This is a genomic window from Thermosporothrix hazakensis, from assembly GCF_003253565.1.
In the GTDB taxonomy this organism is placed as follows: domain Bacteria; phylum Chloroflexota; class Ktedonobacteria; order Ktedonobacterales; family Ktedonobacteraceae; genus Thermosporothrix; species Thermosporothrix hazakensis.
The window spans coordinates 1-14,483 of sequence record NZ_QKUF01000021.1 but is presented as its reverse complement, the minus strand read 5'-3'; the positions used below and the strand labels follow the sequence as shown (position 1 = coordinate 14,483).

Here is a 14,483-nt window from a genome sequence, read left to right as displayed (position 1 = left end):
CGCCTGAAAGCGCTTCCCTCTAAGTCGCCTCTCGGGCTTGCGATGATAGCAGTCGTTTAATACAGGCCAGAAGCTCCCGCATTTGGAACGGCTTGGATAGAAAAGCATCTGCGCCGGCATTTAGTGCCCGTTGCTTTCCATATGGATATGCTGAGAGCATAATAACAGGGATATGGCGCGTATGAGTGCACTGCCGGAGGGCGATAATAAGATCACAGCCATTTTTTCCCGATAACAGCATATCTACTAAAATAATGGCGGGTGCTGACCGTGCGGGCTCCACTAGCAGGCGTTCCAGAATATCACCGTTCAGACTGGTCTCGATCTGATAACCGGATAACTGGAGCATGGTCTGCACTGCGAAAACGATATCCCGATCATCATCGATAATATAGATCTTTTCTCCGTTGCCCTGTGGCATGTTCTTACTCCTCCGCGCTCTTGAGAGGAAGACAGATCCAAAATGAGGCTCCCTCTCCCTTACAACTCTCTACCCACATATGCCCTTCAATCATGATCTATACAATGCAGTACCCTGGTCCAGGAATGGTTTGTTCAACCGGATGAAAACACATAATTGTAGCTCTCTCCATTTCGCTTGACTCAGCCGCGACAGTACCCGGACCTGCTGGATGCCGATCGAGCCTGACTGACAGGCGAGAGATTTTACTTGCTGTTCTGGAAAAGAGAAAATGTATTACATTGTTGTGTGGACATCTGGATACAAAATCTGACAATGCGGAATAGTTCTGATCCGGATCCCCCGTCGCCCGAACCAGTCGACCAGGTACCCCTTTGTTGCTTGATCCGTTCCAAACAGGGAGGGTCGACAAAGCGACTTCGATGGGGAGGCGCCGGGAGACTGGTTCTAAACCCGGGCATCTGCATTAGAAGATCAGAGGCCTCTTGCGCAACCTCTGCAATATACTCTCTTTTCACACTGTGCTCCTCGCATACCACCACTACATATGACAGTTCTATTTATCTGCACGACTCGATTCAATGCATTTGAGAGTTCTTCACTTATCCCTTGCTTGCTCCCTCCTATGGGCATGAAACATTTCTTCTATCTCACAAAGCAAATTGTGCGTGGCATGTTACAAACATTGTACTGCTTTTTCGTATCTTACCATTTCCGGTTGTGCATGTGTAGCACAACAGGGGGGCAGTTTTTCTCTGGCCATTTTGTGAGTAACCTTCTTCCGCTCAAAAATGAGGTTTGAATTTTCCTTCCTTTTCGCGTTCTTTGAGATAGAATAGAATGGTGAGAATGGGGAACGACGAATCTTCTTGCTACATGCTGCATGGTTCACCGATCTCTTGTATTGCTGAGCGTGATTTTGTATAGTAACAGCAGAAGGCGCTCATACCGAGAGACGTACCGGAAAGAACGATGCTTCTTCTCAAAATATATTGAAAGGTATCTATGACGGATCATAGTGAGGATTTTTCAGGGCGGCAATTCGGAAATTATCGCCTGCTCCGATTGCTCGGGCAAGGTGGATTTGCAGATGTGTATCTGGGACAACACATCCATCTGAATACACAGGCAGCGATTAAGGTCCTCCGTATGCGCCTGGCACGAGAGAACATGGAGAGCTTTCGGCGGGAAGCTCAAACGATCGCTCGCCTGGAACATCCCAATATTGTACGCATTCTGGACTTTGGAATTGAGCGTGATATTCCTTATCTGGTAATGACCTATGCTCCGTATGGTTCTCTACGAAAGCGTTATCCAAAGGGAACCCGTTTGCCGCTTGCCAGCATTATTGACAATGTACGCCAGATCGCGAGCGCTCTTCAATATGCCCATAATCAACATCTGGTCCATCGCGATGTCAAGCCAGACAATATTCTTCTGGGCAAGAACTTTGAATTGTTGCTCAGTGATTTTGGCATCGCCATGATTGCGCAAACTTCGCATCAGAGCCATGCACCCAGTGATGTTACCGGGACCGCGCCATATATGGCCCCGGAGCAGATACAGGGGCGTCCCGGACCCGCCAGCGACCAGTATGCGCTTGCGATTATGACCTATGAATGGCTGACCGGCCACCCGCCTTTTCAGGGATCGCTGGCTGAGATCTATGCACAGCATTTGACCGCGCCTCTTCCCCCGCTGCATCAGGGGCTTTCACAGGGAATTATTGCTGCGTTGCATCGGGCGCTTGCAAAAGATCCACAACACCGTTTCCCTTCGATTGAAGCGTTTGCTCAGGCTTTGCAGCAGGCAAGCGAGAGAACAAGCCTCAGCACGCCAACGGCTCGGGCTTCAAGCCCGCAGATCACGCCTTTGGCGCCTCCTCCCCCTCCTCCTGTTGAGACGGCGGTACAGGAGACGCACCCGCAGGAAAGGTCGTTTTCAACCGGGCAGCCGCTCTACACGCCACACAGTAATATCACCTATCCTCAGACGAGCCCGCATCCGCCTCGGAAGAAAAGAGCGATGTTGTACGCGCTGCTTGCGGCTCTCCTGCTGGTTGCCATTGTGGGAGCGGGGGCGCTCTGGATGGTCAGGGCGATGTCGTCTCCGCCGCCAAAGGTTGTGGTGTCGCCAACGCCCGCGAAGCCAAAGCCGGGCGATGTGCTCTATCAGGCGCATTGGAAGAAAGAGGCAACCCAATGGAATATTCAGGGACAGTGGCAGGCGATTGATGATGCCACGCTGAAAAGTTCTGGCGAATCTGAGAATAGCTTTGTCCTGTATGCTCCCTATAAGCCCACTACGTCTGATTATGCTGTTGAGGCACAGATCAAGTATCAGGGACCAAAGGATATTCTCGGGTTTCTACTGACTGATTTCGGCATTGTGGTTCAAGCGAAAAATGGTGATGGCATGGCCGCCGGCTTTGACTATATTTCCAATCTCTATATTACCGGGATGAAGGGGGGGCGCCTGAATACAAGCATGCTTCAAGAACAAGACTATGATCTGGAGCATGATGTGTTCCATACATACCGGGTTGAAGTGAAGGGGGCCCGTATTCTGTTCTTTCTAGATGGGAAGAAGATGCTTGAAGTGACGGAGCAGAACGCGCCGCAAACTCCGGGACAAATTGGTCTACGCTCACGCAACGCGGTTATCACCGTGACAAGTTTTAAGGTGCTTGCCCTCTAGCTTGTCCTCTGAGGAGCAGGCACCGGTTAACGCGTCCTCTTCCCTGCATTTTCCACCGGCAATGGAGAACCATCCAAGAATGTGTCAGGGAGCGCTATGGTAGAACAATGGCAGAATGTGCAAAAACGCATCGGAAACTATTATCTGCTTTCATTAGTGGGAAAGGGGAATTATGCCAGCGTGTATCATGCCCGTCATGCATATTTGCAGACGGAGGCTGCTGTCAAAGTGTTGCACGCGCGGCTGGTGGCCGAGTACAAAGATCATTTTCGACGTGAGGCGGAGGTTGTGGCACAGCTTCAACATCCCCATATCATTCAACTGCTGGATTATGGTATTGAGCGTGGTACTCCCTATCTGGTAACGACCTTTGCGCCACAAGGTACGCTGCGTCAGCGATACCCGTCGGGAACACGAGTCCCCTTGAAGGATGTTCTTTCCTTTGTGCAGCAAATCGCCGAGGCGCTCCACTATGCTCATCAGCGTCGGCTGATCCACCGCGACATCAAACCGGAGAATATCCTGCTGGGTGCGCAGGGCGAGATCCTGTTAGGTGATTTCGGGATCGCGACAATTATTGAGAGTTCAACTCATGAAAGCATGCAGAGTGTTCTGGGAACGGCGCTCTATATGGCTCCTGAACAGGCTCGTGGCTATCCGGGCTCTGCCAGCGATCAATATGCGCTTGCAGTCATGGTATATGAATGGCTGAGCGGTGCTCCACCCTTTCGGGGTTCGTTGATCGAGCTTGCCTATCAGCATCAGGTTGAGCCGGTACCATCTCTGGCCGAGGCTGTTCCTGAGCTACCTCCCGATGTAGTCTCCGTGGTAGAGAAGGCACTGGCAAAAGATCCGAATGAACGCTTCTCCTCGGTAGAAGCGTTTGCCCGTGCGCTCACGCAAGCCGCACAGCCACCTGAGCCGGTGCCGTTGCTTGCGGAAACGCTTTCACCGACACATCCTTCATCCACGAGTCTTTCACCGACAGTCCCGCCTTCAAAGCGGCTGGAACTACCCTCACTCTCTCCCTCAAAAGAGCAACCGCGTTCAAAGCGAAAACGCTTGCTCCTGGCGAGCGTGTTCTTGCTTGTGCTTCTGTTCCTGGGAGGGAGCTCGTTCTTTTTGCTGCGTCAGCCGTCGCGGCCTCCGACCCCGCTGCCGCCGACATCCGCGGTGCCGACACCAACGCCACCGAAAAGCCAACTTCTCTATCAGTCGACGACATTTCAGGATTGGAAGGCGCCATCGGGCTGGCAGCTTCAAAAAGGGCAGATTTTGGCACTGGGAGATACCATTGAGGATGTGATTTTTGCGCCCTATCAGCCGTCCATACCAGATTATGCCGTAGAAGTGGATATTCAGATTATTAGGATGAACCTTCTCGGGATCTCACCGACCATCTGCGATGCGGGTCTGCTGGTGCATGCAGCTCCGGGAAAAGAGCCGGGAGACTATACAGGTTATGTGGGTGCGCAGAAGATTGCGGACGAAGCCTTTCTTGCGCTGGTGCAGGGGAGCACAACGTCAGAGAGCCATTACGGGGTTACGGTAAAGCGGCAACATGACACTGCATTTCATCATTATCGCCTGGAGGTTCGGGGCAGCACTCTGACCTTCTTGATCGATGGGCAGAAAATAGCCAGCTTTCAAGACGCCCAATATGCGCAGCCGGGCAAAATAGGACTCTGGGGACGCAGTGTTAAGGCGACTTTCAAGCAGTTTCGGGTGTTCTCGCTCTAAGCAGAAAAAGAAGGCGCGTCTCAAAGTGCCAGGACGCGCCTTCTTTGCTTGCTTTAGCTATTGACAGCAGTGGCTGCGTATTCTTTGACCAGATTGTTGAATGCTGTGGCCTGCTCTTCTTGCAGGTGGTAGCTGCTCTTATCGAGAATACGAACCTCAATGCGTGGATTCAGGCGCTTGAATGTGGTGCTGGCTTCTGAGGGTGTCAGAACGCCTTCGCGGCCCCAGACGGCAAGCGTGGGAACCTGCAAGCGGGCCAGCGGCTCATGCACGTCCATTGCCAGTGTGTTGCTGAAGTACGACGCCATCGAATAGCGTGCGTTCGGCTGATGGGCGCTCGTATACACATATTCAACCAGTTCATCGGTGATCAGACCGGGGTTATGATAGCCTTGCTGGTCATAGTAGGACTGAATAGCCTGCCGGGTCGTTAGCAGATTGTAGATGAATTGACCAACAATTGGAGCGCGCAGGAGAGCCCGCTTGGCGGCCTCGATCGGGTTTGGATAGTTTTCCTGCAACATCGTTGGTGTTGGCTCAATCAGGATCAGGCGCTCGAAGTTCTGGGAACGCCGATAGGCTGCCGCCACGACATAGGCGCAGCTCTGCCCGTGAGCAACAACAACGGTGGGCTTGCCAATCACTTCGCGTACAAAATCACTAATCAGGTCGGTATATGTTTCAGCGTCATAAGAGATCGCCGGGCGGTCAGAGAGACCAAAGCCAAGCAGATCAACTGTGTAGACGCGGAACGTTTCTGCCAGAACGTCGATATTCTTGCGCCATTCAAAGGAGGAAGCGCCGGGACCAAAACCGTGGATCAGCAGGAGCGGTTTCGCCTCGCGTGGCCCTTTCACAATGTAATACATATCGCCGTATTTCCAGGGATACCGTCGCTCTTCTCCACTCAGGACTGTATCCAGCTCACCGGCGGCAGTTTCTGTCAGTTTATTATAGACGGCCAGCGCACCAAGTGCACCACCAACAAAAGCAGTGGTTGAGACCAATTTTTTTCCGAAACCCATGCTGTTCATCTCCTTATTGCACAGGGTCTTTTTCTGTGAGACCCTTTCTTTTCCCTGAATACAAAGCTCTTTTTAAAATAAAGCGTTTTGTTCTCTTTTAGAATACACCATACAGTAGAGAGGCGGGTAATATGCCTATTATATACAACGCGGAGGGTCGTTTCGGGGGATACAGCCTGGAGATAGTGCGGCCTGACTGCTCGCTCCCGTTTTTCTCTCTCCACGGGGTAATATAGCATGCTCAATAAGTACGCTGCAAACAATTAGGACAGAATATTCAGCGATACATACAGATGTTTTTGTCTCTTTTCCGAAAAATCGGATGCTTGCTCTTCCTCTTTGACCTGTATATACTCGATATGATGGCCCTGAGAGCTGCTGCCATATATGGTATGCTTACCGGCCAATTGTTGATGGATTGTTCTAGAACCACCAAACGGCTCCTGTTGACAGGGAAGTTAGCTGTTTCCTGGGTTCAAGCCAGCTTTCTGCGTATGATGCAGAGATATCGCGAAAGGAGCATTCTTCATGTCTCTGGCCTTCTCCCCTGAGGTTGAAAGCGCCCTTCATGAGCAGCGCCCGATTGTTGCGCTGGAATCGACCGTTATTTCACATGGCCTTCCCTATCCTGCCAACCTTGAGGCGGCCAGCGCTATGCAGGAAGCGATTCGCCGCGAGGGCGCTGTTCCCGCTACCATTGGCATTTTGGATGGCAAGATCAAGATTGGGCTGACGGATGAAGAGATCTCTCGTCTGGCAACTGAGAAGCCAGTGCAGAAGGTCAGCCGCCGCGATCTGGCTGTGACGCTGGCGACAAAGCGTCTGGGAGCAACCACCGTTGCCGGTACCATGCTTTGCGCCAGTATGGCCGGGATACGTTTCTTCGCAACTGGTGGCATTGGCGGGGTGCACCGTGGTGCAACGACCTCGCTGGATATTTCGGCGGATCTAATGGAGCTCAGCCGCACGCCTGTGCTGGTGGTGTGTGCCGGGGCAAAGTCAATTCTGGATCTTGATCTGACCCTTGAATATCTGGAAACACAGGGCGTTCCTGTGATCGGCTGGCAAACCGATGAGCTGCCCGCTTTTTATGTACGCCGCAGTGGGAGGCGGTTGCCGCATCGGGCAGAAAGCATCGAGATAGTTGCTGACATCGCTCGCACTCAATGGGAATGCGGCTTACAGGGGCTGGTGGTGACATGCCCGATTCCAGAGCAGTGGAGTATGGAGGCTGAACCGCTGGAAGCCGCGATAGAAGAGGCGCTGGTGCTGGCAAGAGAGCAAGCGGTGAAAGGAGCTGCGATAACCCCGTTTATCCTCGATCATGTGGCGCGGGTGACGGGAGGAGAGAGTGTCGAGGCCAATAAAGCCTTGCTGGAGCATAATGCTATATGGGCGGCTCGTTTCGCCTGTGCGTATTACCTGTCACGGGGAAAAGGCGATGAGATCGCGGATGCTTCCTGATTTGAACCGCGCCATTTTCCACGGGGACGTACACACGAACAAAGCAGCCTACTCGTCAGCGAGCACAACGCTTGATTTATTCTGGCATAACGACTACAATACGATTGCGTCAATCTAACACGCTTGCGCAACAGGCGGCCTTTTTAGCTGGCAAAATACTCCTCGAAAGGAGCCTTATACCGTGGGTCAAACTATTGATCTTCGTAAGATAATCTGGGGCATTATCTTAACCCTGGCCTGGATCTGCACGTTTGTATTTATACCGGGCAACCTGGTTATTGACTGGATGGGCGATAACTCAAACTTGACGCCGCTCAGACTTGTCTTTAACTTTATTGGTCTGCTGGTTATCTTTTTCTACAATTTGCTGTATCGCTCAAACTCTGAGACCACAAAGTTGAGTTGGACCGTCACCCTGACAATGATCTGGCTCTCGATGATTCTTTTCTTCCCCTTCCGTGCGTCGAAAGAGGGTGGAGCGATGGGCTTCTTTGCCCTGATCGGCGGCCTTGCTGTCGTGGTACTCTGGGTTCGTTTCTTCTCTGATGAGATTTTCACCCCGAAATCCAGCAACGGCAAAGCATAAAAACAAGAAGAAAGGGGGATGCTTTGTGAGCAAACCCCTCTTCTTTTTTTGGCTTTAATGGCGAAAATGTCTACGTCCAGTAAACACCATTGCGATCGCATACTGATTAGCTACGCGAATGGCCTCTTCATCACGTGAAGAACCTCCGGGCTGCACAATGGCCGTGATTCCAGCCCGGGCTGCCAGCTCGACCCCATCAGGATAGGGGAAGTAGGCATCAGAAGCCAGAACCGAGCCCCTTGCTCTTGTTCCCGCCCGATCAATCGCGAGCTGAACGCTAGCTGCGCGATTGGTCTGACCACCTCCAACCCCGATGATTGCCAGCTTGCGTGCAAGCACAATGGCGTTTGATTTCACGAAGCGTACCGCTTTCCAGGCAAACATTAAGTCTGTGACCTCGTCCAGATTGGGCTCGCGTTCGGTTACCACCCTGTATTCTGTTTCTTTATCCCCAACAGCGTCCGGTGTCTGGATGAGGATACCGCCATTTACCGAGCGGATCTCGGGCCGTCCTGTATGCAACCATTGCGTGCTGGCGTTGCCAGGCTCAATAGGAGTATTGGTTGTCAGCAGCCGGAGCTCTTTTTGCTGGCGTAAAATGGCGAGCGCTTCCCTGCTGTACCCGGGTGCGATAATGGCTTCGTAGAAAAGCTGGCTGATTTCCTGAGCGGTTTCCTCATCGACAAGGCGATTGCAGCCAATAATGCCGGCTGTTGAGGAGAGTGGATCGCCTGCATGAGCTTTTTTATAGGCATCAACAAGGGTATCGCCACAGGCGAGCCCACAGGGACTGGTATGTTTAATGATGGTCGCTGTGGGCGCGGTGAAGTTTTGTACGATGCTCAGCGCTGTATCCAGGTCGAGCAGGTTGTTGTAGGAAAGCTCTGGGCCCTGAATCTGCTCTGCATCGGCGAGGGTCGGAAGCTTCAGCCGGGAGCAGGAAACGCCTGCCCAACGATAGAAAGCCGCCTGCTGATGGGGATTTTCGCCATAGCGCAGATTCATGACGCGCTCGAACGGGAGGGTCAGTTCTTCGGGGAACCCTTCTCCCGGAGTCCATAGATACTCGGCAACCGTTGTGTCATAGAGGGCAGATTGCTGAAACGCAATCGCTGCCAGTTTTTTGCGTGTTTCAATACTGACTTCTCCCTGTTCCTTCCACTCCTGAACAACCTCCATATAATCGCGGGGACGACAGAGAACCAGCACCTGGAGAAAGTGCTTGGCGGCTGTTCGGAGGAAGGCGGCTCTCTCCAGATCAATGTGCTCAAGAGCCTCATTAAGAGTCAATTCCGGGCGTGCGATTTTTTCGCGATAGGGGGCGAGATTTGCCACTACGATCTCTACAGACTGCCAGTTCCCGTTCTGTTTCGGATGCCGTCCGGTCGTTTGTTTCCTCGCAATACAGGCGGTCAGGAGAGGATAGATGGTTCTTTCATCCAGATGCATCGCGGGCGGTAATAGCTCACTGGCAGAACTGACGGTTACCCCCTTTGCTTTCAGAGCTTTGCAGGTGTTATCAGTTGCAAATATGCTGACTCCCAGGCTTTCCAGTTCCTGGACTAGCTCCACAAGGCCTGTGCGGTCCGCCACACTGATGAGTGCTCTCATGAGTCATCCTTTCTCACCACAACAAAGGCGCTGACGCCATATCCAACCGGGGCAAGGCCGGTTGCTGCTTCCCGGTACTCCCATTCAGCACTGATAAAGAAAACCTCAATACATCGGACAATCAAATGCCTGCGCGTGCTCAGGTCGGGCTAAACGTTCGCACTGACTTCTTCTATCAGTATATCTCACTATGACATGGAGTCGCATGGAACAGGATGCGGGAAAGGCCGGTCTTACCTCTCATACTTTATCTGATGATGTGTTCGGAAAGGCAATATGAAAGAGGGGAATGCGGGTCTCATAAGGCAGGGACGTTCTGATCTGAACAAAGGGTCCTTCCTGGTTTCTCACGGCTTATTCAGGCCCGATGGGCCTATTTTGATGTAAGGATTCTGAGTGCCAGGAGCGTATTTCTCGGTACTTTCCTACTAGAAAGATGTGTGATTATATGAAAATCTATCCCATTCGTGTTAATATCACAAACATAGTTATTCAGAGAAAAATCACTTGCGGGTTTAGAAGCTTCTCTCTCTGAGAACGGACATGCAGATGTCCAGGTTTTTTGCTCGTGAAAAGATGAAATCCTTTTTTGTTGGCGAGACGACTCCTTCGGGTGAGCGGACCCCGAAGCGTGTTCGCAATGCCTCCTTATTGCTCCTGTTGTTTGTTTGTTGTTGTGTGAAGACCGGCGTCAGGAACCCTGCTCCTCTTACGCCGGTCTTTTATTGCCTTTTTCAGGTGAGAATCAGCCACGCATTTCCTGAGCTTGCAAGCCTGTATAGTGAAGATCATATGGCTCGGCCGGGGTTGGCCCTTTCATTGTCTCTTCTGATCCGAGGAGCGCTCTGGCGACGCCCTCCCATAGCGCTGTCATTCCATGAATTACTTTTGCTATGCCTATCCAGGCAAGCACACCGAGGGCAGCGCAGGCCAGACATTTGGCAAAATCAATCAGATTGAAGACGCCTGTAATCGGAATAAAGGTGTAGCTATCGCTGAAGAAGATCTGCGCTATATGGGCGTCTGTGTTCCCCACAATGGACGTGAGGACAATATAAACGAGTGGCATCACTGTCAGGCTCGTTGCGATGATCGGCAGTGTGAGGCAGATAGTGAAGGATACTATGCCTAAAGGAAGCTTCAGCAGCATGTAGAGTGCACTTTTCCAGGTGTCAGGATCGCGCAGGATTGCCATGAATCGCGTTTTCCCGCCACTTCTCGTTGGAGGCGATTTCGTCCAGATGACAACTCCGGTTAGCGAGGCGAGCATGGAACGCTCAAGCGCTGCCATTCCTCGGATCAGGAAGAGGGTCAGGAGCAGCAGCGGTAAACCAATCCAGATGATCAACAATGAAGTACTTAACGACAGTCCGACGACGGTCAATACAAAAAAGATCAGACCAAGCGGAAATGATATAAAGAGAAAAAGAAATCGGTTGAAAACAGGTGTATGATTCTGCATGTGTCTTTTCCCATTCACTTTCTTTCAGGTTGTTCTGAGTGAAAGGATATCGTAGAGATTTCGCAAGAATATGCCAGATTTGTTACGAATCTGTAGCGATGAAGCCGGGGCGGTAAATTCGTAGCGGTAGACGCTGAACAGAGAAGCTGAAGTAGCGCTTGAATGAGAATGACGTATAGAAAAAGATGAATAGAGTGTGAGAAGATGAAGGGTGCTCTTTTCTACCTCTTCCCTGTCCCCATGCCATTTCAGATCAATATCTGCCACTTTTCCCTCTTCTCATAATCGCCTATACTGGAATCGATGGGTTTTTTGAGAAGGAGATCAGCGGTATTGTCATTATCAGAAGAAATAGAGAGAGTATATGGAAGAACAAAATCAACAGGAGATCTCTCAACCGATAGCAGTACGGCCACACTGGACCGTCTTCTTGAGCCTGTTTCTCTCCCTGCTTTATACCTTTGTCATGCTCTCGATCGCCTGTAACCTCGGGCCACTGGCAACCCTGTTCAGTACCTCTTCGTTACCGCTGCTGGTTTTTGCTGTTCCCTTTCTGGCGGTGATGATGGGGTTGGTGGGGGTCTGGCAGACGCCTCCGCCGCTCTGGCAGAAAGGTCGTCGTCTGGCGGTAGTCAGCCTCTTTTTCGGTCTGGGGCTGCTAGTGCTTGAGATCCTGTTAATCTGCTATACGTTTGCGAATCTGGCGGGGGGATAAGCTGGAGAGGGGCAAAAGAGGCCCCTCTTTGCCTGTCTTACTCGGCTCTCCTGAGTTTCTCCTGCGTCGCTGTGTATTTTTCTGCTTTGCGACGGATGCGGTTCCAAACGCCCGCCCAGCCCATTACCTTCTGCATCTCATAAAGTGTCTGCCTGGTTTCCTCACGAACCCGCTGCGTGCCACGATAGATCAGCTCCTCGATGCGTCCCGGGGCATCATAGGCGGCACGACGTTCACGCATGGGGTCGAGCATGGCATTGAGCGCCACGGCCAGCTTTTGTTTTACCTCAACATCGCCGACAGTGCCTGCGCGATAGCGCTCTTTCAGGTCCTCAACCTCGGCTTTGTTGGGGTTGAAGGCATCGTGATAGATGAAAACCGGGTTGCCCTCAACGGTGCCAGGAACATTGGCATGTACGCGATTGGGGTCGGTGTACATGCGCATGACCTTCTTTTCGACCTCTTTCGGGGTGTCACTCAGGAAGATGGCATTGTTCAGGCTCTTACTCATCTTTGCCTGCCCATCGATACCAACCAGCGTCGGCACCTCTCCAAGCAGCACTTCAGGAACCGGAAAGATTTCTCCATAGAGGTTGTTGAAGCGTCGAGCCAGCTCACGTGTCACCTCGACATGGGCCGCGTTGTCCTTGCCTACCGGCACAATGTGCGAGCGCACACAGAGAATATCGGCTGCCTGCAATACGGGGTAGCCGAGCAGGCCATAGGGCATCTCGATATGAGCGGCGCGGGCCATCTCTTTCAGGCTCGGGATACGCTCCAGCCGCGATACCGTGACCAGATTTTGCAACATGGTTTCCATTTCATGGATCTCGTGGATGCCAGATTGCAGATAGAACGTAACATGTTCCGGCTCGATACCTGCTGCAATGGAGTCAAGGACTAACTGACGAGCATTGGCGTCTACTTCTCGAATATGTTCCGGTTCATGCTTTGTGGTGAGCATGTGCAGATCGGCGATGATAAAGAAGCTTTCATACTCATGCTGGAGTCGGACCCGATTTTTGAGTGTACCGATATAGTGCCCGAGGTGCAGTTTCCCTGTGGGCCGATCGCCCGTGAGCATCCGTTTCTTTTCCATGTTGCTCTCTCTTCTCCCAGTTGTGCTATCGGGGAAAGATGCGGCTCAAAAACAAAAGAGGGATGGCCCCTGAACGGGAACCATCCTCTTGTGAAACTGTTTTTTAGTTGCCAGTTGCTGCTGTCACTTCTTCCTCGCCCAGCAGCTCCGCGATTGAAGGCCGGTTGGGGAACTCGGTGACCACGCTGACTTCACGGCGATCGCGTGACTCATGGCCGAACTTCACATATCCATCAATCAACGCGAACAGCGTGTGATCGCGACCGAGACCAACATTCTTGCCCGGGTGGATTTTGGTGCCGCGCTGACGCACAATGATGCTTCCAGCGGAAACGAGCTGACCATCATAGCGCTTGACACCAAGCATCTTAGGATTACTGTCCCGACCGTTGCGGGAGCTACCCATACCTTTTTTGTGAGCCATTTCTATTCCTCCGTGCTGCTTTCTTCTACCTTCTTCGCACTGCGGCGGCGACGTGGCTTCTTCGCAGCGCCGGTATCAGGAGTCTCTTCAACGTTCTTCTCTTCGGTGGCCACGGGAGCCTCTTCAGTCCTGACCTCTGCAACTGGCTCTTCGGTTTGCGGTGCAGCAGCCTCGCTACCAGAAACCAGGCTCTTGCCATTGGCGATAATATCATCAATGGACAGCACGGTCAGATCCTGACGGAAACCGCGGCGATGGCGATAGCGCTTCTTTGACTTGTACTTGAAGATAATAACCTTCTTGCCGCGCTTATGCTCTGTGACGGTTGCCAGCACCTTTGCACCCTCAACCAGGGGGGCACCGATCATGGTGTTGTCTGCGTCCGAAATGAGCAGCACTTCGCCAAGCTCAATCTGCTTTCCGCTCTCGTAAGGAAGGCGGTTCACTTCCAGTTTTTCACCGACAGCTACTTTAAACTGTCTTCCACCACTTTTGATTACTGCAAACATGTTTTTCTTATTTCTCCTTTTACGCTTCCCGCGCTGATGCCGGTTAGCGTCTCCTTTCAAGAGACTGTCCCCCGATGCGTGCTTTATTCGGATACGTGGGAGGGCGTGGGTGGCGGCCTTCCTCACAGTTCCTCTTTCGAAGACAGAGTACAGACACTCACAGTACAGACGCTGTTTTTCACAGAGGTGCCTTCTATTGCACAAAGCTGAGCATGCAGATCAAACCACGCCAGCTCTCAGGGGAGATCACTCTTGCTGGATGTTGTAAAACTACCTTCTCGATAATTCTACACAGTCCTGTTTGTGGGCATAAAAATGCAAGGCTATGATAACAACGATTCGGCTGAGTGTCAAGTGAGTGTTACAGTGAACGACCCAGAAAGCCCCGTCCTTTGAAGGCGGGGATGAATGGGTCTTCCTTATGTTGGGTTGGGGCATCGGGGTACCGTGCCCTGTTGACATGTAGCCAGAATGGTGCTTTCATAGCTACATGAAAGACGGTATCAAATCCCTCAACGTCCGGCTCCCTGCTCATCTGTTGGAACAGATACGAGAGATAGCCAAACAGCATCATCGATCCTTGAATGGGGAAATCCTGACGGCAATAGAAGAGCATATCAAGAAACAGAAGAAAGGCAAGTAAAAGCGCGCATGTTGCTCTACGAGGACAAGGTGAGCGGGACCAGGCAGCAAGACGCGGCGATTGATGAGGCCATCCGGATTGTCCAGT

The 14,483-nt window shown here is 52.0% G+C and carries 13 protein-coding genes; 5 read left to right on the top strand and 8 right to left on the bottom strand.

Translation table 11 applies throughout. The features are described from left to right. Positions 1 to 19 precede the first annotated feature (19 nt). Positions 20 to 421 (bottom strand): response regulator, encoded by a 402-nt coding sequence (locus EI42_RS22285; RefSeq protein WP_111324853.1) that lies wholly within the window; start codon positions 419 to 421, stop codon positions 20 to 22. Positions 422 to 1,426: 1,005 nt separating this feature from the next. On the opposite strand from EI42_RS22285, the gene EI42_RS22280 reads away from it, so the two are divergent. Both EI42_RS22280 and EI42_RS22275 read left to right on the top strand, forming a co-directional pair. Continuing rightward, the gene (locus EI42_RS22280) at positions 1,427 to 3,118 is read left to right on the top strand and encodes a serine/threonine protein kinase (protein ID WP_111324852.1); all 1,692 of its coding nucleotides are present in this window, start codon (positions 1,427 to 1,429) and stop codon (positions 3,116 to 3,118) included. Positions 3,119 to 3,214: 96 nt separating this feature from the next. Next, a complete protein-coding gene (locus tag EI42_RS22275) occupies positions 3,215 to 4,858 on the top strand; it encodes a serine/threonine protein kinase (protein WP_111324851.1) in 1,644 nt (547 codons plus the stop codon). 53 nt (positions 4,859 to 4,911) lie between these two features. Here EI42_RS22275 and EI42_RS22270 read toward each other — a convergent pair whose 3' ends face one another. Then, positions 4,912 to 5,883 carry an alpha/beta fold hydrolase gene (locus EI42_RS22270; protein WP_170142826.1) on the bottom strand — a complete coding sequence of 324 codons (972 nt, stop codon included), beginning with the start codon at positions 5,881 to 5,883 and terminating at the stop codon, positions 4,912 to 4,914. A gap of 528 nt (positions 5,884 to 6,411) precedes the next feature. On the opposite strand from EI42_RS22270, the gene EI42_RS22265 reads away from it, so the two are divergent. Both EI42_RS22265 and EI42_RS22260 read left to right on the top strand, forming a co-directional pair. Next, positions 6,412 to 7,347: a pseudouridine-5'-phosphate glycosidase gene (locus EI42_RS22265; RefSeq protein ID WP_111324849.1), complete on the top strand. Its 936-nt coding sequence runs from the start codon at positions 6,412 to 6,414 to the stop codon at positions 7,345 to 7,347. Positions 7,348 to 7,528: 181 nt separating this feature from the next. Next, positions 7,529 to 7,933, top strand: coding sequence for a hypothetical protein (locus tag EI42_RS22260; RefSeq protein ID WP_111324848.1), 405 nt, complete (start codon positions 7,529 to 7,531; stop codon positions 7,931 to 7,933). Positions 7,934 to 7,987: 54 nt separating this feature from the next. On the opposite strand, the gene purH is transcribed toward EI42_RS22260, so the two are convergent. Both purH and EI42_RS22250 read right to left on the bottom strand, forming a co-directional pair. Beyond that, positions 7,988 to 9,544 (bottom strand): bifunctional phosphoribosylaminoimidazolecarboxamide formyltransferase/IMP cyclohydrolase, encoded by a 1,557-nt coding sequence (purH, locus tag EI42_RS22255; protein ID WP_111324847.1) that lies wholly within the window; start codon positions 9,542 to 9,544, stop codon positions 7,988 to 7,990. A 745-nt stretch (positions 9,545 to 10,289) separates the two neighbouring features. After that, the gene (locus tag EI42_RS22250; protein ID WP_111324846.1) at positions 10,290 to 11,006 is read right to left on the bottom strand and encodes a sensor domain-containing protein; all 717 of its coding nucleotides are present in this window, start codon (positions 11,004 to 11,006) and stop codon (positions 10,290 to 10,292) included. Positions 11,007 to 11,370: 364 nt separating this feature from the next. Between EI42_RS22250 and EI42_RS22240 the strand changes: the two genes are divergently transcribed. Beyond that, positions 11,371 to 11,721 (top strand): hypothetical protein, encoded by a 351-nt coding sequence (locus EI42_RS22240; protein WP_111324844.1) that lies wholly within the window; start codon positions 11,371 to 11,373, stop codon positions 11,719 to 11,721. A gap of 37 nt (positions 11,722 to 11,758) precedes the next feature. On the opposite strand, the gene trpS is transcribed toward EI42_RS22240, so the two are convergent. The 4 genes from trpS to EI42_RS33985 all read right to left on the bottom strand — a co-directional run. Further along, positions 11,759 to 12,820 (bottom strand): tryptophan--tRNA ligase, encoded by a 1,062-nt coding sequence (gene trpS, locus EI42_RS22235; RefSeq protein WP_111324843.1) that lies wholly within the window; start codon positions 12,818 to 12,820, stop codon positions 11,759 to 11,761. Positions 12,821 to 12,923: 103 nt separating this feature from the next. Beyond that, the gene (gene rpmA, locus EI42_RS22230) at positions 12,924 to 13,244 is read right to left on the bottom strand and encodes a 50S ribosomal protein L27 (protein ID WP_111324842.1); all 321 of its coding nucleotides are present in this window, start codon (positions 13,242 to 13,244) and stop codon (positions 12,924 to 12,926) included. Positions 13,245 to 13,246: 2 nt separating this feature from the next. Next, positions 13,247 to 13,753: a 50S ribosomal protein L21 gene (gene rplU / locus EI42_RS22225; protein WP_111324841.1), complete on the bottom strand. Its 507-nt coding sequence runs from the start codon at positions 13,751 to 13,753 to the stop codon at positions 13,247 to 13,249. Positions 13,754 to 14,114: 361 nt separating this feature from the next. Further along, positions 14,115 to 14,483: hypothetical protein (locus EI42_RS33985; protein ID WP_249033475.1), on the bottom strand; the 369-nt coding region annotated here is incomplete at its 5' end.